The organism is Sulfuriferula multivorans (assembly GCF_003851125.1).
GTDB classification, from domain to species: domain Bacteria; phylum Pseudomonadota; class Gammaproteobacteria; order Burkholderiales; family Sulfuriferulaceae; genus Sulfuriferula; species Sulfuriferula multivorans.
In genome coordinates, this window is the sequence record NZ_BGOW01000036.1 from 66750 (window position 1) to 87313 (window position 20564).

Below are 20564 nucleotides of genomic sequence, written 5' to 3' on the forward strand. Positions count from 1 at the left end.
GTTTTTTTTCGTCCTGAATACTTGTTGCCTTGCGAAGAATTTGGTCATTTTCGACTTCAGGACGGGAGATATTCGCGCAGCCGTCGCACTGCTTCCTGCAAATTGGGTAATGAAGTTGTGTAGGCAAATCGCACGAAGCGCTGTGCTTGGTATGTGCCAAAATCCACACCCGGGGTGATGGCAACACCGGTTTGTTCCAGAATCTGCGCTGCAAAAGCGAAGCTGTCCTGGCTAAATCGCCCGCAACCAGCGTACAGATAGAATGCACCTTGCGGTAGATCGGGTAAATCAAAGCCAAGGTCGCGCAATGCGCTGGCGAGATAATCGCGGCGTATTTTCAGCTCGGTCTTGCGTGCTTCCAGAATGGTAAGTGTGGCAGGCGTAAAAGCCGCAAGGGCTGCGTATTGCGCCGGCGTGGAGGCGGCGAGGTACAGGTTTTGCACCAGCCGATCCAGTGCTTCCATTGCCCACTCCGGCGCTACCAGCCAGCCCAGCCGCCAGCCTGTCATCTGAAAGTACTTGGAAAAACTGTTCACCACGAACACCTGGTCCGAGTGCGCCAGCGCCGTGTGATAGCCGCCTTCGTAAATCAGTCCGTGGTAAATCTCATCCACAATCAGGGTGGCGCCGCGCGCCGCGCAGATAGCAGCAATGGCACGTACGTCGGCATCCGGCACGACGGTGCCGGTGGGGTTGGACGGCGAAGCCAGCAGCACGACCTTGACCTCGGGTGTCCAGTAACGCTCAACCAGTTTGGGTGTGAGTTGGTAGCCGGTATCCGCATCTACCGGTACGGCCAACGTGCGCGCTTCGATGAAGCGCGCAAAATGGCGATTGCATGGGTAGCCTGGATCGGCCAGCAATACGCTATCGCCAGGATCGGCGAGCACGCCCAGTGCAAGCAGCAGCGCACCGGATGCGCCGGGAGTGACGACCACGCGCTGCGGACTGAGCTGCACGCCATAGTGTTGTGCGTAAAAATCGGCAATGGCGCTGCGCAACTGCGGCAGACCGAGTGGGGGCGAGTAATACAGGTTGCCCTGCTCCAGTGCTGCGATGCCTGCCTCGACAATCGGATGCGGAGTGGGAAAGTCCGGCTCACCGATTTCCAGATGGATGATCGAACGCCCTTGTGCCTCCATCTGGCGCGCGCGTGCCAGGATGTCCATCACATGAAATGGTGCGATGTCTGCCATGCGTGCGGCAATGCGCGGGTGCGATGTATTCATGCTTCGGCGTCGGGCAGTAATGGCGCTGCGGGCTGCAAATGCTCCAGGTCCACCGATTCAATCTGGCTGAAGCGCTTGCTGATTTTCTGGCTGCTGATGTGGACTTCCGTGGCGTCTTCATTGGCCAGACGGATATGGTCGGCGAGTTTTTTCATGCGCACGTCGAAACGCGAAAAATCCTTGCCCAGCTTGGACAGTTCGTCCTTGATGATGTGTACCTGACGCCGTGTTTCCACGTCCTTGATCACCGCGCGCGCGGTGTTGAGTACCGCCATCAGTGTAGTTGGCGAGACGATCCACACGCGCCGGCTCATGGCGTATTCGACCAGGTCCGAATGGTAGGCGTGGATTTCGGCGAACACCGCTTCGGCCGGCACGAACATCACCGCGCCGTCCGAAGTTTCGCCTGCGATGATGTATTTGGCGGCAATGTCATCCACGTGCTTTTTCACGTCGGCCTTGAATGCACGCGTGGCCAGGGTACGATCGGCTTCGGCGGCGTCGCGGGCAAACATGCGGTTATAGTTTTCCAGCGGGAATTTCGAATCCACAGCCACGCGCCCGGTCGGTTCCGGTAGCATCAGCAGACAGTCCACCCGGCTGCCGTTGGATAATGTGGTCTGGAAACTGTACCCATCCGGCGGCATGATATTGCGTACCAGCCCTTCCAGTTGCACCTCGCCGAATGCGCCGCGCGAGCGCTTGTCGCCAAGCAGTTCCTGCAGGGTGAGCACGTTGCTGGACAGTCCGTCGATTTTCTTTTGCGCCTCGTCGATGGTGGCCAGACGCGCCATCACATTGGCAAAAGTCTCGTTGGTTTTCTTGAAGCCTTCATCGAGGCGTTCGCTGACCTTGCCGGAAATTTCCGCGAGACGCGCATCCACGCTCTTTGCCAATGCCTCTACCGAGGCCGATAGCTGGGTAGTGGCATTTTGCATGGTGGTCTGGATCAGCGCCTGTTCTTCGCGGCCCTGTTTGGCCAATGTTTGCAAAGTCTGGGCGAGGGTCTCGGCCTGCACGGCCTGAATTTTGGCGGAAAAATCCGCCAGCTGCGCATTTTGCGCGGTGCGGCTGTCCGCGAGCTCGCGGGTCTGCGCGTGCTGTAGCGCCAGTACCGCTTCGCGCGTGGCAGTCAGTTCACCTGCTACGGTGTGGCGCAGACGCTCGGATACCTCGGTCAATGCACTCTGGGTGCGATCGGACTGATTCGCCAGGCCGTTGTGTAAATCGGTGAGCATGGTTCGATGGCGTGCTTCCAGACCCTCCTGAAGCATGCCTGGCAGGCCAGCCTGTGCCTGCGTCAGTGCGTTGATTTTGAACCCGAGCCATAGCAGCACAGCAACGATAATGAGCGCCACCAGGGCAATGACGATTTCCAGCATGATTCCTCCAGTCTGGGAATTATAACCGCGCGCGCCGCGGAAACCGTGCGGCAAATTTCCCGTAGCAAATCAGTTTGGACGCATTGACATAGGAAATTTTGCTGGAAATTACGACTGGCACAGGCGGGCGAATCAAGTTATGTTTAACGCGTTTAAACAAGAGGAGAATAACGATGATGCGTCAAACCGGCCTGATTTTTTGCCTGTTGATCGGCTGTCTGTCTGGATTCGCACCTGTTACGGCTGTTGCAGCAGCGCAGCAAGCAGACATAATCGGCGTGCAAAAACGCACCGACATCAAGGTTGTATACGACGACAAGGATGATGTGTGGGAGGCCGGGATCGGCAAGGGGCTGTATTATCTGCGCGGCCTGCTGGAGGCATATAAATCCTTGGGTATCCCGCAGGATCAGTTGCATATCAGCATCGTACTGCACGGCCCTACGGCGTACTGGCTGCTCAATGACCCGGCTTACCAGCGTGACAAAAAAGACCCATTTGCCTACAACCCGAACAGCCAGGTGGTGGCCGAACTGATACAGCATGGCGTGAGTGTGGAAATCTGTAACGTCACCATGCGCGCCAAGGGATTCACACAGGAAGATCTGTTGCCCGGTGTGGTGATCGTCCACGATGCCTATACCCGCCTGATTGACTTGCAGCAGCGTGGTTATGCCTATATTCGTTTTTAATGGGCGTTTGCCAAATCGAAACTGTTTCAAATCCGGATTCACTCATTGCTCATGATCATCAATGCAGACCACAGCCAGCGTGCACTGGTTGACCCCGCCCAACTGTCCTGGATGGATTCGCCGCTGCCCGGCGTGGCGCGCCGCATGCTGGAACGCAACGGCGCTGAAGCGGCGCGCGCCACTTCGATAGTGCGCTATCAGCCGGGAGCCGGGTTTGACGCGCACACGCATCCGCAGGGCGAGGAAATCCTGGTGCTGGAAGGTATTTTCGAGGATGAATACGGCGTCTATCCGGCAGGCACTTATCTGAAAAATCCGCCCGGCTCGGCGCACCGTCCGTTCAGCCGCAGCGGCTGTACCTTGTTTGTGAAACTGCGCTACATGCAGCCGGGCGACACGCAGCGCGTGGTCATCCACACCCATGAATCGCACTGGCTGCCGGGGCTGGTGGAGGGATTGCAAGTGCTGCCGCTGTCCGAATCCGGCGGCGAGCATACCGCGCTGGTGCGCTGGCAGCCCGGCACGCGCTTTCAGCCGCACCGGCATTACGGCGGCGAGGAAATTCTGGTGCTGGAGGGTGTGTTTCAGGATGAGTTCGGCGATTACGGTCCCGGCATGTGGCTGCGCAGCCCGCATTTGAGCATGCATCAGCCGTTCAGCGAGCCGGGCTGTACCATCCTGGTCAAGGTAGGGCACCTGGACGTCGCAACTTGAAACCGCAATATTTCAGTGCTTGCGTGAACCAGTGCCAAGCGCGTGGATTTCCGCAAACTGTTCCGGCGCGGCTTCGCGCAGGATTGCCGCCATGCCCTGTTTGGCGCGTTCATCGCCTTGCGCGGCGGCCAGACTGAATAATTCGTAGGCATGCACCAGGTTTTTCGGCACACCCACGCCCCGATAAAACATCAATCCCAGGTTGAACTGCGCCTGGCGGTCGCCCTCATCGGCAGCCGCGCCGTACCATTTGGCGGCCTCGAGATAGTCCTGCGGCGCATCCTTGCCTTCGAAATACATCACGCCGAGGTTGTATTGTGCGGTCACGTCGCCACCCTGTGCTGCTTCTAGAAGCTTTTTCAACGGGCCGTAACCGGCGAGTTCGATAATATCCATCTGCATTCCTTGTGTTGGACGAATTTTACCCGGCTCTGCGCGCACGCGCGTGAATCAGCTAAACTGTCGCGCTTCCACGTCGCTAAAAACTCCTGGCCCATGGCACTCAAAGCAACCATCTTCAAAGCCGACCTGCAAATCGCCGATATGGACCGGCACTATTATGCCAGCCATGCGCTGACCCTTGCGCGCCATCCGTCGGAGACCGACGAGCGCATGATGGTGCGTGTATTGGCTTTCGCCCGTCACGCTCACGAATATCTGACGTTCGCCAAAGGCATTTCCGAGGCGGATGAGCCGGATGTATGGCAAAAGGATTTGACCGGTGCGATTGATCTCTGGATAGACGTGGGCCTGCCCGATGAAAAACGCATCCTCAAAGCCAGCGGCCGCGCGAATCAGGTAGTGATTTACACGTATGGCGGCCATGGCGCCAACCTGTGGTGGGCTGCCATCAGCTCCAAGCTTGCGCGGCTGAAAAACCTGACCGTAATTAATTTGCCATTGCCAGTCACCCAGGCGCTTGGCAAACTGGCGCAGCGCAACATGCAGCTCAGTTGTACGATAGAAGACGGCGCAATCTGGCTGTCCGGCGACGCCGAAACGGTAGCGGTGGAATTCGTCGTGCTGCAGGCACCGGCCTGAGAGTACGCCATTGATTGCCGGGGTTCAGTCATGCACATCTGGGTAGATGCCGACGCCTGTCCGGGCGTCATCAAGGATATCCTGTTTCGCGCCGCCGAGCGGGCGCAGATTTCCATGACCCTGGTTGCCAACCAGTTGCTGCGCACGCCGCCTTCGCCGTATATCCGCGCGCTGCAGGTACCCAGGGGTTTCGATGTGGCAGATAACGAGATTGTGCAGCGGCTGCAAGCGGGTGACCTGGTGATTACCGCCGATATTCCACTGGCGGCGGACGTCATCGAAAAAAGCGGGCACGCGCTCAACCCCAGAGGCGAGTTTTACAGCAAGGAAACGATCCGGGCTTTACTCACCATGCGCAACTTCATGGACGAATTGCGCGGCAGCGGTGTTCAGACAGGCGGCCCGGCGGTCTTTTCAAATAGTGACCGCCAGGCGTTTGCCAATCAGCTGGATAAGTTCCTGGCGCGTTAACGCCAGCCATAATTCGTAGAGCTATACCGGCATCGCCAGCTTGTCGTTAAGCCTTAGCCAGCCGCGCGCCACGCGGTACAGCACCCATAGCCCGGCGATGGAGACGACCACAATCGCCAGCGGAATGCCGATCAGCGTAAACACCAGCAGCCATGCCACCACCACCCACAGCAAGGCAAACCAGAAAGTGCGGATCTGCCAGCGGAAGTGCGATTCCAGATAGGTGCCGCGCGCTTCGCTGCGCTTGATATAGTTGAGCACCACTGCCAGGATCGACGGCCAGCCGGTGAGGAATGCCGTCACGATCAGCATCGGACTCAACAGTCCGGTGATCACGGTGAATGCATGCAGACCATAAATCACATGGGTGATCGTCACCAGGCCATCCGCCGGCAACTTGCCGGACTCAATCATGTTTTCCGCCATCTTGGACTCCAGAGCACACATTTGAGCGAGCTTCAGTATAACGCGTGTTTTACCAGTGCAATGCCCGGTATTGCGAGGTCTTTTTGTCCAGGTGCGCCTGCATGCGGGTAACGATGTCGTCCAGTACCGACAGCGCGTGCAGGATATAGGGACCTTTGTTGAGCATCACACATTCGGCGCGTCCGGACATCGCAGCGTCGCTGATTTCGGCGCGTGACGGCAGACCCAGTTTGACCAGGCTTTCCAGCACCTGGGTGGCCCAGGTCACCGGGATATGGGCAGCCTCGCATAGCCACAGCATTTCTTCCTGAATCTCCGCCATGCGTTCGTAGCCTATCTCCACGGCCAGATCGCCGCGCGCGATCATCACGCCGAACGGGCCATGCCCCGCGCCGCGCACGATGATTTCCGGCAGGTTCTTTACCGCCTGGCGCGTCTCGATTTTAGCGATGATGCCGAGGGCGCTGGCATTGCGTTTTTTCAAAGCTTCAGCAAGCCGGTCCAGGTCATCCGCACTCTGCACGAACGACAGGCCGATGATGTCGGCATGCTGCACGGCAAAATCCAGGTCGCGCAGGTCTTTTTCGCTCAGTGCGGGTAGTTGCAGATGGCTGTCGGGGAAGTTGAGCCCTTTCTGCGCACCGACATGTTCTCCTTCCGGGCGCACCTGCGTGACCCGCAGCCACGCGCCCTCCGCATCGACCCGCTCGATCACGCAGCCGATGCGGCCGTCGTCTATCCATACCGCATGGCCTGCCTCCAGAAAGGCAAAAACCTCGGGCTCGCTACATGAAATGCGTGCGGGAGAGAGGATGCGTCCGGCTTTGTCGCGCCGCTCGGCCTGGCCCGGTGAGGGATCGCGGGCGAGCAACAGCGCGTCGTTCTTGCGCAAATGGATGCGCATCGGTGGTGCCAGAAAATCCCCGCTGGCGGTTTTGCCTGCCTGGGCGCGCTGTTTTTTTTCAGCAATCCGTTCGAGGATGGTGCCGGGTGCGATATAGGCACCGTCCTCGCAACTTACCTGGACTTCCGTGTCTGACAGGCGCTGTTCCACGACGAATTCACGTTTTCGCTTGCGCATGTCATGGAACCTGATTTTGTCGCCGGGCTTGAGTTTGTGCAGCCACTTGGCAGGCACACTCAGGCGCGCAGGCGACGCCTTTCCCAGCTTGTCGGTGGTGGCTGGCTGCCCTGGGCTGCCTGTGCCATCGAGGATGATCCGGGTGGGGTAAAGCCGATCCCCCAGGTCGTCGCGCTTGATCCTGACATGCAAAACCTCGGGGCCGGCTGCGATTTCGCCGGTGCGCAGTTTTGGGCCGGACAGGTCGAACATGATGCGGCATGGGCGCCCGGTTTCGTGCTCTGCCTGGCGAATGTTGGCGACCATTTTTTCCCAGCTTGCAGGGGTATCGTGGGCGCAATTGATGCGCGCACAATCCATGCCCAGCGTGAGCATCTCGCGCACGACAGGGTGATCGTCCGCCGCTTCGCTCGGCAGTGTCACCATGATCCGCGTGCTGCGCTTGCCTTGATGTTTTCCGAACAGGAGGTCGGTGTTGTGGCGCAACAGCTGCCGGTCATGCTGCATGGCGTGGCCGGTTTCATGCACCGGGCAGGGCAGCGATTGCGCGCCATTCATCATCGCCAGCGCATAACTCACTGCATCCAGCGTAGCCATTACATGGCCTTCGCAGCGCCCCAGCGATGAAAGCCCCACAGCGGCAAGGGCGGCTTGCAGTTCACGCAAATCATGCCGTCTCAGGCCGATATATGCGGCCAGATTTGCGGCGCTGGGCAGGTAATGTCGATGGTGCAAATGCGGATGCCAGCGTTCCATCAATTGCTGCTGGGTTGCCAGGGTGGCGTCGCGCAATACCTGCAGGCGATGTGCCAGGTTTTTGATTTCGCCGGTAGCGTTATCCATTGGCTGCATATTCATTCACCTTGGCTGATGCGCAAATTTTTAACAACCATCCTAGTCTGGGGGTGATTTGTGAAAAATTTGTTACGATAAAACGGCGTCAAGAGTGTCATGGCAACCGTCCCCTCACCCGGCGAGCCATGCAGCCGGTTATACTGGCGGATATAGCGCGCTGTGGAATTGGCCGTATGGCGAACAGCGCAACCCATCTCAGCGACGGCTCACCCCGTTGCCAGACAAGACACTCCGTTAATCGAATAAAGGAATTTCCATGGGCAGCATGAACGCACTGCTACTCTACTGTCGCGCCGGGTTCGAAAAAGAATGCGCCGGCGAAATCATGGCTGGGGCGACCGAGTTGGGCGTGCATGGCTACGTCAAAGCCGCCGAGCAAACCGGCTGGGTCTTGTTCCAGGCTGAAACGCAGGATGAAATCGCGCTGATTACCAGTGAATTGTCTTTCGCACGACTCATTTTTGCACGCCAGTGGGTGCAAGTCGCGCCGCTGATCCAGGGCATGCCCGAGGGCGACCGCCTCACCGCAGTCAAGGCGGTCGTGACCCAGCTCGCGCCGCGCTACTCCGAAGTATGGGTGGAAACGCCTGACACCGATGCAGCCAAAACACGCCTGGGTTTTTGTGGCCGTTTTACCCGCCCGCTTACCGCGGCGCTGGAAAAAACCCGCCAGTTTGTTCCCGGCGGGAGCGCGCCGCGCCTGCATGTGTGTTTTGTGGCCGACGATGCAGCATATGCGGGCATCTCCGATCCAGCCAATTCCGCGCCGTGGTTCATGGGTATCCCGCGCGTGCGCGTGGGGCGCGACGCTCCGAGCCGTTCCGCCGGCAAGCTGGCGGAAGCGCTGATGGTGTTTCTCGACGACAGCAATGCGCATGAACTCAAGGCCGGGATGCGCGCGGTCGACCTGGGTGCTTCACCCGGCGGCTGGGCGTGGGTGCTGGCACAGCGTGGTATCCGTGTGACGGCCGTCGACAACGGGCCGATGGCCGCAGCGGCAATGGCCACCGAAATGGTCGAGCACGTGCGCGGCGACGGCTTCACCTATCGGCCGCACCATCCAGTGAACTGGCTGGTATGCGACATGGTGGAAAGCCCGTCGCGTGTCGCCCAACTGGTGGCGGAATGGATCGCTCGCGGCCATGCCCGACACGCTATTTTCAACCTTAAGCTGCCGATGAAAAAACGCCTGGAAGAAGTGCGCCGCTGCGAAGAAATCATCGCCAAACGGCTGGAGCGGGAAGACATCAACTATACCTTGCAGATCAAGCAGCTATACCATGACCGTGAGGAAGTGACGCTGTGCTTGATGCGTGACAAGGCGTGAACCCCCCCGGTTACCCGGATAAACCTGAAATCGGCTAGCCACAGAGTACGCAAAGGGAACCCAATATGGGTGGCTTTTCCAGACTCACCTGTCAGGAGAAAAACGATTCTCCTCAAAACCCTGCACCACTCTCTGTAGCTTCAACTTTTTCCAGGATAAATCCGGTCACATCCATGTAACCGAAACGAGCGGAGGTATGCATGACAGCATTTCGCAAAAAACGGCTCGATACAGCGCAGAAACAGCGCATGGTCGGGCGCGCATCCGCGCCCGACTTCCTCGACCCTGCACTCGAATGGCGGCGTCTGTTTGCCGAGGTTTGGGGCACGTTCCTGCTAGTCATGGTGGCCGCCGGTGGCGGGGTAGTCGCGGCCCAGAGTCATGGAGCGGTCACCCTGGGCATGCAGGTGGTTGCACCCGGTCTCATGGTGATGGCGATCATCTATTTCATGGGCACGGTAAGTGGCGCCCATCTGAATCCGGCTGTCACCCTGGCGTTTGCAGTGCGGCGCAATTTCCCGTGGCGGCGGGTGCCAGGCTATATCCTGGCACAGTTGGCTGGGGGTATCGCGGCGGCGCTGTTCCTGCGCGCCATGTTCGGTACGATCGGCGCGTTGGGGGCAACGCTACCCGGTAACGGAATAAGCAGCTTGCAGGCATTGGCAATGGAAGTGGTGCTGAGTGCCGGACTGGTGAACACGATACTGGGCACAGCCTCTGGAGCACGCAATATCGGCACCAACGGAGCCATCGCGGTGGGCGGCTACATTGCCCTGGCCGGGCTTTGGGCGGCGCCAATCAGCGGAGCCTCGATGAACCCGGTGCGCTCTCTGGCGCCGGATCTGGTGCGTGGCGACTTCGGCACCACCTGGATTTATGTAGCCGGGCCGATCCTGGGCGCGCTGATCGCAGTCGCCTTCGAATGGATGCTCAAGGGAAAGCCGACCCCTGCCGGAACGCTTGCGGCGCAGGGCACATTAGGCCTTGATGAATCCGGGACTGAAACGCATAGGCATTAGCCTGGCAAGCTACGGCTGCTGCGCTGCACTTACTTGGCTGCGTTATAGGCTTTGAACCCGTAACGCTCGAAAATAGCCAATGCCGTGGGCGAATGCAAGAACTCTACCCATTCCTTGCCGGCCTTGGGATGCGCCGCGCCCTTGACTACCGCTGACGCGTAAATTGCAGTCGTGTTCTGGTCAGCCGGGATCGCTATATTGCTGATCGGGTGGCCAACCTGCTCCTGGAAAATCGCTTCCGATTTCCAGGTCACGCCGGCATCGACCAGACCCTGCATCATGAACAGCGGTGTCTGGCGGTGATGGATATGGGTCAGGATGGTCTGGCCGTTCTTGACCTTGTCTTCATACACGCTTTTTTCCAGTGTAGTCCCGCCTACCTTGACCAGCGAGTCCTTGATTTGCCGCGCTACCCCTTCCCACTCCGGATTGGGCATGGACAGGCGTACGCCAGGTTTGCCCAGATCGGCCAGGCCGGTAATGTGCGCCGGGTTGTCCTTCGGAATCATGATGGCCAGGTCGTTGGTCACATAGGGTACAGCCGGGGCGGTCAGGATACCGTCGGCGATTGCGGTCTTGATCTTTTTCAACCCGGCCGCATACACATCGGGCTTGACCGTCCAGGTCATGTTGCCCACGGTAATCGTGCCTCCAGCGGCCATCTGCTTGAGCAGAATGCCCGGCGGCAGGGTTTCGAAATAGATGCGCCCCTTGTATTGCGGGTGCTCCTGCTCGAACGCAGCTACCAGCGGCGCCATCGCGAAGTAGTAGTTGCCGGCGACGAAAATTACCAGCTTGGGATTATTCAGATTGCCGTGGAAATCCGCTAGGACGTTGACCTCGGGCACGGTGAATTCCAGCCCCTTGACGGTCGCCGGCGCATTGGCGCCATGCTGCCAGGGCGGGAAAATCTCACCTTTATACTGGGGCGGTTGCACCTTGCCGCCCCAGCCAGTAGTCGTCGCGTAGGTGGGTAGCGCAAAGAGCAGGGCTGCGCCCAGCGCAGCAGAGAGGGTATATTTCGCGGCTGATTTCATTTTTGGCTCCTCCGGGTTGACTTTTTAGGAAGCGTAACGATAGCCGACATTTTGCAATTCCACCAGCGTGCCGACCATGCCCGGGGTGAGAATTACACCCGGAATCAAATGGTTGGTGAATTCGGCAGCCATCTGCTCGTGGCTCAGGTGATCGGGGTTCACGCCCTTGTTGTGCAGAGCCATCGTCAGCTCCCAGATTTCGTTGTGGCAAGCCAGGAACAACACACCGCGCTTTTGCAGCACGGTGATGCTGTTGTCATACGGAGAGAATACCCCCTTGGTATTTTCGAAATCGGTGGGATTAGCCTTCGATGCGGGCGGGGAAATCAGAAATGTGTTGGTCTTGAACTTGTCCTTGGTGAGTTTGGCGAAACCGTATTTGTCCCAGATCATTTCGTCATACAGCGCCAGATGTGCGTTGCCGTGGGTAGCCGAAACGGCCAGAAAGTCCGGGTGCTTGAACGACCATATCTGTACATTCATCGCGTTACGCATCAGATTCAGCCACGGACCTGCCAGGTCGGTATTGTCCCAAACCTGCTTGGGACCTCCGGCGTATTGCAGCACTTCATCGAGCGCCTCGTTGTCCCATTGATCCGGTGCAGTCAGTATCATCGGCACCGTCTTGAAATCGCGTCGCCGCGGCAATACTGCCAGGCGCTGGCTCAACGCCTGCAAGGTCTTGGCGCCCGGCGCCAGCAGGTTCGCGGCTTGGCCGTGCGGCCCTGCGGCGCGTGCCACACCCAGACTCAGGCTGACGATGCCTAGACCCAATAATGTGCTACGCAGCGCATCGCGCCGGCTGATGAAATGTTTTTGATTCATGAGAAGATCTCCTTGAAATGCTTGTTTGATCAAATGCTGCGTTGCTGGCGACGGGTAAAAAATCATACGGAATCTGGAAAGATTGCATGCTGTTTCAGCATTAGCAGGCAGACGAGCAGCCGAAATAATGGAGGCGTGGCGCATTCGGTATGCCCAAGGCGAAATGAATTGAAGTATCGGAAGGAAGTGAAAAACATTGCCAGAATGGGTGTTTTCCTCCTCACCCACTTAAGTCCAGCGCGGCTTGTTTTGCTGCATGGATCTCTTTTTTTCGAATACACGGTTTTTTGTAGAGTACGGTGAAACGGCCTCTCCGCCGCTTATCTCAGGTACTATATTTTGCTTTGCCAAGGTCTCTTTGCTGCCATCCTTGGGGTAACTTGCCGCGCTTGTCGTGGCGGCCATGGTGGCGAAAGAAATGGTCAGGACCAACGCCATGAATGCAGACTTGGCAAGCTGTGTTTGAATTCTTTGTGCCATGGCGGATAGATTCTTTCTTTTGAATACACGGGAGTGAAATGTATCCAAAGTGTTGAAAGGAGACAGAGCGCCGGTTTGATTGCATACATGATGGAATGCAATGCAATCAAGCCGCGAGCGCTGCGCACATGAAAAAAACGCAATTCAGTGCTTATGTTTGTTCGTATCCTTAATGGCTTCTTTGACGTCGCCGACATTTTTTTGCAGTTTGCCAGCCACCTGTTTTTTAAGCCCTTTGGCTTGCTGCTCTTTGCTACCCACCAGCTTGCCTGCGCCTTGCTGAGTTTTTCCAGCGATGTCTTTCGCAGTACCTTTGATCTGATCCTTGTTCATGATTTAAATCCTCCAGGAAAATTAAAACCCATTCAACAGTAATGAATCATCTGTAAAGCTCGTCACTTGCTGTTTATCGCGGATGGAATTAAGCAAAAAAGCATTAATTCCTTACTCCGTGACGACAGTAAGTAGCCTTAAGATAGTACGGACAGGATCAGGGTTCCGTACGTTAGCGTACGCAATGAACATTTAATACACGTGCCGGTTTCGGATGATATTCGCGCGTTATATGTCGCTGGACATCGCCGTCTTCAGGTTTCCCGGCACCAAATCCTTCAAAACTTTACATCGAGGAGGGTTCATCCCAGGCCGCTCCAGTATTGGCTGTTGCAGGGTGTGAGGTCGGAAGGAATCATTCATCATCAACGCTGTCGACATTCCTTCAGCCCGGTTCGTTCCAGGCCGGTAAGGAAAGTGTAAGGCTAGCTGTGACAAGATATCTTGATAAGTCGATCGCTAGAATATTTCAAAAGGAATGTGGATATGCCCAGTTTCAAGATTTGGTTCGAACGCAAGGACAAGACGGCTAATAGCCAGTACACCACGCTGTCAGTGCGCTTGCCGCTCATATTGTTGGCCTGTTTTGCATTGGCGTCATGCGGACATGCCGAGAAAGATACCCATGCCGGACAACCAGTAACCAAACGCAAACTGGTATTCAAACAAATACTGCGTAATTTCGAGCCCATGGGATTAATCGTGCGCGGGCGCAGACCGTATGAAAAGGATCGTTTCCTGCAATACGCTGTGGAATTGCAAACGCTGAGTACTCAGCCCTGGAAATATTTCACACCGGACAGTAATTACGCTCCCACCAGAGCCAAGCCCGAAGTTTGGCAAAAACCGGCCGAATTCAAACAGGCGCAGCAGGCTTTCATAGCAGCTTCTGCGCAGCTGGCCGAGGGGGCAAAGACTGGCAATATGGATGTGATTCGTGCGGATTACGGGAAAGTGGCAGACAGTTGCAAGGCCTGCCATCGTGATTTCCGGGGTGGTCCGCGTTGATAGAGCCGCGGTGCTTTTTCAGACAATGGAGATAGGCACCAATACGCCAATCATCACCAATCCGAATAACAGAAACGCCCGCCCGTTGCTGACAAAATGCAATGGGGGGGCTGAAGTGCCGCCCGGCAAATCCTTGTATCCCGTAATCATCGGGGAGATCAGATTGTCGTGCTTGAAAAATCGGTAAAACAGCACTGCGCTGATATGCAGGCCGATCAGCGCAAGCAGGAAGTTAAACAGTTGTTGATGAATGCCGCTGAGGGTGTCGCTGAGCGTGTCACCCACCCAGAATGCCAGCGGTCCTTGAGTGGCTACATCATCACTTGAAAACAGACCGGTTCCTGCCTGGGCAAACAACATTCCCAGCATCACTACGACCATCCATCCACCCAGGGGATTGTGCCCAATTTGTTGGCCAGGGTGCGGCTTGTGTAGGGTGCCGGCATATTTCAGTGTGGTGGCAAAACTACGAATGAAGCTGCTAAAACGTGCCGTAGTGCTGCCCATGAATCCCCACAGCACCCTGAAGAGGATGAGCACCAGCGTGGCATAGCCCGCATACAGATGGTATTGCATGGCGTTGTCGAAAAGCTCGGCGCTCGCCCAGGAGGCGACAAAACAGATGGCCAAACCCCAATGAAAGAAGCGTACAGGAAAATCCCATACCTTTATTTTTACATTGAGGGAGGTTGTGTTTTTCGACATGGCTTTGCTGCACAGGAACGATCCGTTCGTTTGATCGAAGTTTAGGAAATAGTTCCCTATCGGGCGCTTGAAAACCAAGCAGTGGCAAATCCGGGCCAATCTGGAAAGCAACTCAACCTGCGTTCAGTTCAGCCAATAAAATAGCCCATGTCTTCCAGCGTTTTCCCGGCGGCCAGGGCTTCAATCACCCACTTCGGTTTACGTCCTCTTCCACTCCAGGTTTGGCCTTCCTTGTTTCTGTAACGAGCTGGACTGGGCGTGCCGGGTTGTTTCCTGGTTTTGTTTTTAATAACTCCAAGATCCTTGCTGGAGATACCGTATTCTGCCATCTTTGCCTTGATTTCGGTAATAACGGCCAGCAATTCTGCCTTACGCAAAGCTTCTGCCTCTTTTTCAAGTTGGGCAATTTTATTTTTAATCTCTTTATAGGTCGTCATGACTATGTGCTCCTTATGGTTGAGCTAAATAAATTGAAATAAAAATACCAAAACCAATTATGCTGGATATTTTTAAAATTTAAAGATTATCCTATCAAAAATCAGAATATTAAAATGCATAATGGTTTAATTATATCCGATTGATAAGTTCGATACACATTATGGATATTAATAGTTGGTTTATTTGCTAAATTGCGACATCTGAATTGATATCAAGTATGGCCGATACCAAATCCGGATATTGCCGGGTCAACAAGATTTCTTGCTCATTTCATACTGACGGGGGAAGCTTGCCCTTGCTCACACTTTCACCATCCCGGGGGCGTAATGCCCAGAATGAAAGTGAAGACAGAATGGTCAAACCGGCCAAGGTCAGAAACGCATGGTGCAATGCATACGTCACCGCTATGCGGTCGGTTTGTGGCAACCCCCCCAGGTACCAGGCAGCGATCAGTGATCCGCAGGCCAGTCCGAAACTCATCGATATCTGCTGTAGCGTGCTGGCGATGGTACTGGCCATGCTTGAATCGGGCGTTTCGATGTCGGCATAGGCCATCGAATTCATGCTGGAAAATTGCAGCGAGTTGAAAAAGCCCTGCGCCAGCCCCAGCAGCACGATCAACACTATCGGTGTGGCTGGAACCACCATAGAGAAGAGGCCGATGGTGACCCCGATCATGAGCGTATTGACTATGAGCACTCGCCGGTATCCATAGCGCCGCAGTACCCGAGCAGCGATGAACTTCATTCCCATGGCAGCGACAGCGGCAGGCATCATCAACAGGCCTGATTCCCAGGCTGGCAGGCCCAGTCCGAGCTGGTAGAGCAGCGGCAGCAGAAATGGAAGGCCGCCAATACCCAGCCGAGTAATGAAGCCGCCAATCACCGAGATGCGGAACGTGCGCACCCGAAACAGTGCCAGGCGCAGCAGTGGAAAAGATGCCTGACGGGCGTGCAGGACGTAGGCGGCCAGCAGACTGAGGGAAAGCAGCAGCAGAATCGCTGCCGAAGTCACGTCCAGGTGATGTTCGCCGAACACTTCCAGCAGCCACGAAAGCAGTGCCGTACCCGAGCCGAACAGGACCAGACCAATCAAATCCAGCGGCCGGGGCGCCTCACCCCGATAATCCGGCATATGGCGATGGATGAGCAGCAGCGCCACCAGACCCACTGGCACGTTGACGAAGAAGATTTCCCGCCACGACAGCCAGTGCACGATGAGGCCACCTACAGTGGGCCCGAGCAGCGGACCGATCAGCGCCGGGATGATGACGAAATTCATCGCCGTCAGCAGTTCCGCCTTGGGAAAGGTGCGAATGATCGCGAGCCTGCCCACCGGCATCATCATCGCTCCGCCTATGCCCTGCAAAATACGCGCTGCTACCAGCATCGGGACATTGACGGCCAAACCGCACAGTATCGAAGACAAAATGAAGACGGCTACTGCTATGCCAAATACACGTCGCGTACCGAATCGGTCGGCCATCCAGCCGCTCACCGGAATACATACGGCGAGGCTCAGGATGTAACTGGTCACAACTGCCTTCAGGCTAAGCGGCGTCACATGCAGGCTCGCCGCCATGGCCGGAACCGCGGTATTGACGATAGTGGAGTCGAGCTGCTCCATGAACAGGGCCGTGGCAACGACCCAGGGCAGATAGCGTTTAACTGTAAGGTTGTTCATCAGTGGATGCGGTGCAATGTGGACGATGCTTTATCGAAGTATTGAGTGATTCACATCACACCGGCACTTCGATGCATGGTTCATTCACTACATGAGATGTCTTAGAGATTAACGGACAGCGCAAGCACTTGCAAACCAGTTTAGGCTGGAAGTGGCTGGCCTGATCAGGAAGCGAAGAAAAATTTCATTCGCTTGAATTATGTGTGAGCCGGAGAGCAGTTGAAGGCGAAGTTGCCTGCAACCAGAAATATACAGCCGAATTTTCCTTTTGCGATAGGGTCGGATACGGCCCGATGCGCTGGCAGATTAATCTTCGCCCTTCAGGCCCTGCCACAGAGCCTGATTGAATCGCGGCGTATCCAGATGGTCTTCCGATGCAAAGTTTTGCCCCTGCATTACCCGCGCCCAATAAGCTGCGGTGCGTCGCGGTTTGGCGTAACGGGCTGTTTCCGGCGTTGAGGCCAGGGTGTTTCGGGCCGTGCGCGGCGGCAGTGGCAGTTGGGTGGTGCGCAAAACTTCCGGCACGATGGCGGTATAGTCCTGGGGCGCCAAATGGCGCTCAAAAACCGCGGCCATAGGCAGGGCGTTACCGTCCGTCAGTCCCATGGGGGATAGGCCCAATACATCCTCAATCGTGCGTAGCAGATTCACCGTGGTGTAGCGGGTCGATACTACCGTGTTGCGCTTCACATAGGGGCCGATCATATAGGCCAGACTGCGATGGGCATCCACGTGGTCTCCACCATCCTGCGCATCGTCTTCCACCACCACGATCAGGGTATTGTTCCGGTAGGGGCTGTGAGCGATTTTCTCAACCAGCATTCCCAAGGCATAGTCGTTATCCGCCATTTGTGTTTCTACCGTGTTCACGCCGTCATCGGCGCTGGCGAAATCGCCAAAATGGTCATGCGGTAGCCGTACCAGTTCAAGTGCGGGCAGATTGCCGTCTTTCACATACTGGTTGAACTCGCGTTCCCATTCCTGGTAACGCCAGAAATCCGCATATTTCATGTCGAAACCGCGATAGTAGCGGTCGCTGATTGGACGCAGTGCGGACTTGTTCGGGTAGGCCTGGATCATCCGATCCTTGAACGGCTGCTTGGAAGGCGGAACATAGGCAGGGTCTGTTGGGGGGAGGGCGTAGCGATCCTCATCCTGGTAAAAACCATAGTTGCGGATGGAGATGCCCGCCCGCAGGGCGGCATCCCACAGGTAACCAGCGCCATTCTCTTCACCCGGACCATCAGGAGCGGCGACGTCGGCCACCCCTGGCATCAGATCGGCATCATCCGGTACATGGGGGTTTTCGACGCGCCGCGCAGCCGGACTGGCCAGCCCCAGGTTGACGTTGCGGTTCTGGCCCTCGTTGTCATAGCTGAGGCCACGGTCTGCGTAGTTGATGGCGATGTTTTTTTCGGTGTACTCGCTGGAACGCGCCGCAGTGCTCCAGATCCAGCCGTCGTTGCTGGCTGCGCCGCTGACCAGGAAATTATCCAGAGTCACGAACTGCCGTGCCAGGGCATGATGATTTGGGCTGATGGGTTCCGGCAGCAGTACCAGATTGGCATCCCCGTTGCCGGGCCGCAGATCCCCCAGCACCTGGTCGTAGGTTCGGTTTTCCTTCACCACGTAGATCACATGCTTGATCCGGGAGCGGACGAAGGCCATCACGCGCTCGGCCTCGGCCTTGCCACGGAAATCGGCCCAGTTATTGTTGTATGCGACCTGGCGGGTAAGGGTTGCCAACTCACTAGGGCTCGGCACCGGCAGGGTCAGGAATCCGGCCTTGGTCAGTTGCCAGACATACTGGTTGTTGGCCCGGCAGCTGGCCGTGGCTGCCGGGTCGGTGGACAAGGAGTTGCGGCAGTTGCCGAGGTTCGGACCGGCCATGCTTTTGCCGTTGACTACATAAAGCGTCTTGCCATTCCTGCTCACGCTCACCGAGTTGGGATACCAGCCGGTGGGGATCAGGCCGCGCACGCCGGCTTTCCTGCCCACCTGGTCCAGATGAATGACGGCGACGGAATTGGTGCCGCCGTTGGTCACATATAGTGTTTTCTCATCAGGAGACAAGGCCAGGCTGTTAGGGTTGCTGCCCTTCAGCTGACTGGCGTTGGCATAGGTAGCCGCCGGCGCTGTGGTGTTCAGGGTCTCCAGGACCAAATCTCGCCCGGCATCGATGACGGACACGGTATCGCTGTTGGCATTGGCCACATAGAGGCGGGTGCGGGCGCGATTCAGCACCATGCGGGTGGGCTGGCCGCCTACCGGGATTCTTGTCTTCACCGACAAAGCCATGCCGCCGGTGCGCAGCACCACTACCTCCCGGTCTCGCATGCTGGTTATGTAGGCCGTGTGGTTGCCGCTATAGGCCACCCAGAAGGGAAACTCCCCGCCCGGCACCCCGGCTTGCGCCGGATTGATTTTGCCCGGCCGCAGGTCCTGTTCATGCAGCACCGCAGCTTTGGCAAGATCGATCTCGGAGACGCTGTCGTTCTCGAAATTGGCCACCAGCAGCCGGTTGCCATCCGGGCTGACCGCCACGCCTGCGGCCATGGGGCGGATATCCACCCCGAGGCCCTTGACATGACCGAGGGCGATGGCCGGCTCGATCTCCGCCCATTTGCCCTCTGTCATGGCGTACCTGTGCACATTGTCGTCCACGCCGCCGGCCACGTAGAAGCGCTGTCCGTCTGGCTGCCAGGCGATACCGGAGAAGGTGTCCGGCACCTCCAGCACTTGGCGCTTGATTGGGGTAGCTGCCTTTACGTCATAGACGAATATGTATTCGTTGGAGGTGTCGTGATTGATCTTGCCTTTCGGGTTCCAGTTGCGGTTATAGCCGCTGGTGAGTACCAGCAGGGTGTTGCCGTCCGGACTCAAGGCGGTGGAAACCGCCTGCCCGGCTTGAAAATCGGGCAGGGTAGGCAGGCCTGGGTTCATTCGTTCAAAGCGGGCACCACGGGCGGCCCGGGGAGTTATCCTTGCCCCCGTGGGCAACTGGGTGCCATCGGTCTGGATGGCCGCGACCGGGGCCGCCGACACCACGCTGACGCCTCCTCCGCCCAGAGTAAACAGCGCAGCAGCCAGTGCAGGCAGCGTGAAGCCCGGCTGCGGGCGGAGAAAGGCGAGGTAGCGGTGCGTCATGGTTGTGCTCCGGATTGGGCCGAACCGCAGAGGGGCAGGCCCGGAAAAGATCTTATTTGGTGGCGAGAAACTTCAGGGAGATCAGCTTCATCTGGTTGTTCACCTGTTCCACTTTTTCCCCAAAGAAATTGAAAAAGGCCATGCTGTACAAGGCGATGGCGATGCCCAGGCCGGTGGCGAACAATGCTGTGCCGATGCCGCGGCTGACGGCGGTAGGATCGGACGTACCGTTGGCTGCCAGACTGTGGAACGCGTCGATAATGCCCATGATGGTTCCCAGCAGCCCCATCAGGGGCGACAGGGTAACGATGGTATCCAGCAGCCACAGGCGTTTGGTGATGAGGGGCTGTTTCGCCACATACACCGACTGGACGAAAAATTCCGTGGCGGCATGGGACATGGGGGCGGCATCCACGATCTCGCACATGGCCTGGCCCTGTGGGCCCCGGCTGTCGCAGAACTGGTCGCGCAGCGCCTTGTGCAGGTTGGAGTCATGGAGATGGCTGTTGACGAGGGCGGCGAGGCCTTTGCCTTCCTTCATGGCGTAACTGAAAAATATCATGCGTTCGACGATGACATAGGTCGCGATCAGGGCCATGCCCAGCATGGCGTACATGATCACATCATGGAGCAGGTTGTAGGACATTGCTTGCTTACCTCAATTCTTGAAT

General features: G+C 57.1%; 21 protein-coding genes. 7 read left to right on the forward strand and 14 right to left on the reverse strand.

The genetic code is table 11. The annotated features are described in order from the left end of the window. Positions 1-56: 56 nt before the first annotated feature. Together EI185_RS14895 and EI185_RS14900 are read right to left on the reverse strand one after the other, a co-directional pair. Positions 57-1229 carry a pyridoxal phosphate-dependent aminotransferase gene (locus EI185_RS14895; protein ID WP_223247873.1) on the reverse strand — a complete coding sequence of 391 codons (1173 nt, stop codon included), beginning with the start codon at positions 1227-1229 and terminating at the stop codon, positions 57-59. Beyond that, on the reverse strand, positions 1226-2611 hold the full coding sequence (locus EI185_RS14900) for a DNA recombination protein RmuC (RefSeq protein WP_124705939.1): 1386 nt from the start codon (positions 2609-2611) through the stop codon (positions 1226-1228). The genes EI185_RS14895 and EI185_RS14900 overlap by 4 nt, the downstream gene beginning before the upstream one ends. 173 nt (positions 2612-2784) lie before the next feature. Here EI185_RS14900 and EI185_RS14905 point away from each other — a divergent pair, with 173 nt between their 5' ends. Further along, positions 2785-3303 (forward strand): DsrE family protein, encoded by a 519-nt coding sequence (locus tag EI185_RS14905; RefSeq protein WP_124705940.1) that lies wholly within the window; start codon positions 2785-2787, stop codon positions 3301-3303. A gap of 51 nt (positions 3304-3354) precedes the next feature. Next, complete coding sequence (locus EI185_RS14910) at positions 3355-4017, forward strand: cupin domain-containing protein (protein ID WP_124705941.1); 663 nt, start codon at positions 3355-3357, stop codon at positions 4015-4017. Positions 4018-4029: 12 nt separating this feature from the next. Here the strand turns inward: EI185_RS14910 and EI185_RS14915 are convergent, their stop codons facing one another. Further along, the gene (locus tag EI185_RS14915) at positions 4030-4413 is read right to left on the reverse strand and encodes a tetratricopeptide repeat protein (protein ID WP_223247874.1); all 384 of its coding nucleotides are present in this window, start codon (positions 4411-4413) and stop codon (positions 4030-4032) included. Between the two features lie 99 nt (positions 4414-4512). Between EI185_RS14915 and EI185_RS14920 the strand changes: the two genes are divergently transcribed. Both EI185_RS14920 and EI185_RS14925 read left to right on the forward strand, forming a co-directional pair. Further along, positions 4513-5058, forward strand: coding sequence for a YaeQ family protein (locus EI185_RS14920; protein WP_124705943.1), 546 nt, complete (start codon positions 4513-4515; stop codon positions 5056-5058). A gap of 30 nt (positions 5059-5088) precedes the next feature. Next, positions 5089-5529: a YaiI/YqxD family protein gene (locus EI185_RS14925; RefSeq protein ID WP_124705944.1), complete on the forward strand. Its 441-nt coding sequence runs from the start codon at positions 5089-5091 to the stop codon at positions 5527-5529. Between the two features lie 21 nt (positions 5530-5550). Here EI185_RS14925 and EI185_RS14930 read toward each other — a convergent pair whose 3' ends face one another. Next, positions 5551-5955: a DUF4870 family protein gene (locus tag EI185_RS14930; protein ID WP_124705945.1), complete on the reverse strand. Its 405-nt coding sequence runs from the start codon at positions 5953-5955 to the stop codon at positions 5551-5553. 49 nt (positions 5956-6004) lie between these two features. Continuing rightward, positions 6005-7894 (reverse strand): pyruvate kinase, encoded by a 1890-nt coding sequence (locus EI185_RS14935; protein WP_124705946.1) that lies wholly within the window; start codon positions 7892-7894, stop codon positions 6005-6007. Between the two features lie 262 nt (positions 7895-8156). On the opposite strand from EI185_RS14935, the gene rlmM reads away from it, so the two are divergent. Both rlmM and EI185_RS14945 read left to right on the forward strand, forming a co-directional pair. After that, a complete protein-coding gene (gene rlmM / locus EI185_RS14940; RefSeq protein ID WP_124705947.1) occupies positions 8157-9218 on the forward strand; it encodes a 23S rRNA (cytidine(2498)-2'-O)-methyltransferase RlmM in 1062 nt (353 codons plus the stop codon). Between the two features lie 200 nt (positions 9219-9418). Further along, entirely contained in the window at positions 9419-10237 is an 819-nt protein-coding gene (locus tag EI185_RS14945) for an MIP/aquaporin family protein (protein WP_124705948.1), read from the forward strand. 29 nt (positions 10238-10266) lie between these two features. Here the strand turns inward: EI185_RS14945 and EI185_RS14950 are convergent, their stop codons facing one another. The 4 genes from EI185_RS14950 to EI185_RS14965 all read right to left on the reverse strand — a co-directional run bounded on the left by EI185_RS14950 (position 10267) and on the right by EI185_RS14965 (position 12912). After that, complete coding sequence (locus tag EI185_RS14950) at positions 10267-11274, reverse strand: substrate-binding domain-containing protein (protein ID WP_124705949.1); 1008 nt, start codon at positions 11272-11274, stop codon at positions 10267-10269. Between the two features lie 24 nt (positions 11275-11298). Beyond that, positions 11299-12099 carry a thiosulfate dehydrogenase gene (tetH, locus tag EI185_RS14955; RefSeq protein ID WP_124705950.1) on the reverse strand — a complete coding sequence of 267 codons (801 nt, stop codon included), beginning with the start codon at positions 12097-12099 and terminating at the stop codon, positions 11299-11301. 228 nt (positions 12100-12327) lie between these two features. Then, positions 12328-12579 (reverse strand): hypothetical protein, encoded by a 252-nt coding sequence (locus EI185_RS14960; RefSeq protein ID WP_124705951.1) that lies wholly within the window; start codon positions 12577-12579, stop codon positions 12328-12330. A gap of 144 nt (positions 12580-12723) precedes the next feature. Next, positions 12724-12912 (reverse strand): CsbD family protein, encoded by a 189-nt coding sequence (locus tag EI185_RS14965; RefSeq protein ID WP_124705952.1) that lies wholly within the window; start codon positions 12910-12912, stop codon positions 12724-12726. Between the two features lie 486 nt (positions 12913-13398). Between EI185_RS14965 and EI185_RS14970 the strand changes: the two genes are divergently transcribed. After that, entirely contained in the window at positions 13399-13920 is a 522-nt protein-coding gene (locus EI185_RS14970; RefSeq protein WP_124705953.1) for a c-type cytochrome, read from the forward strand. An 18-nt stretch (positions 13921-13938) separates the two neighbouring features. Here EI185_RS14970 and EI185_RS14975 read toward each other — a convergent pair whose 3' ends face one another. From EI185_RS14975 to EI185_RS14995, 5 genes are all read right to left on the reverse strand, one after another. Beyond that, positions 13939-14625, reverse strand: coding sequence for a cytochrome b/b6 domain-containing protein (locus EI185_RS14975; protein ID WP_124705954.1), 687 nt, complete (start codon positions 14623-14625; stop codon positions 13939-13941). A 128-nt stretch (positions 14626-14753) separates the two neighbouring features. After that, the gene (locus EI185_RS14980) at positions 14754-15062 is read right to left on the reverse strand and encodes an H-NS histone family protein (RefSeq protein ID WP_124705955.1); all 309 of its coding nucleotides are present in this window, start codon (positions 15060-15062) and stop codon (positions 14754-14756) included. Positions 15063-15333: 271 nt separating this feature from the next. Beyond that, a complete protein-coding gene (locus EI185_RS14985; RefSeq protein WP_124705956.1) occupies positions 15334-16746 on the reverse strand; it encodes a DHA2 family efflux MFS transporter permease subunit in 1413 nt (470 codons plus the stop codon). A gap of 306 nt (positions 16747-17052) precedes the next feature. Continuing rightward, positions 17053-19893 carry a beta-propeller fold lactonase family protein gene (locus EI185_RS14990; RefSeq protein ID WP_124705957.1) on the reverse strand — a complete coding sequence of 947 codons (2841 nt, stop codon included), beginning with the start codon at positions 19891-19893 and terminating at the stop codon, positions 17053-17055. A gap of 52 nt (positions 19894-19945) precedes the next feature. Beyond that, positions 19946-20539 (reverse strand): MotA/TolQ/ExbB proton channel family protein, encoded by a 594-nt coding sequence (locus EI185_RS14995; RefSeq protein WP_124705958.1) that lies wholly within the window; start codon positions 20537-20539, stop codon positions 19946-19948. Positions 20540-20564: the final 25 nt, after the last annotated feature.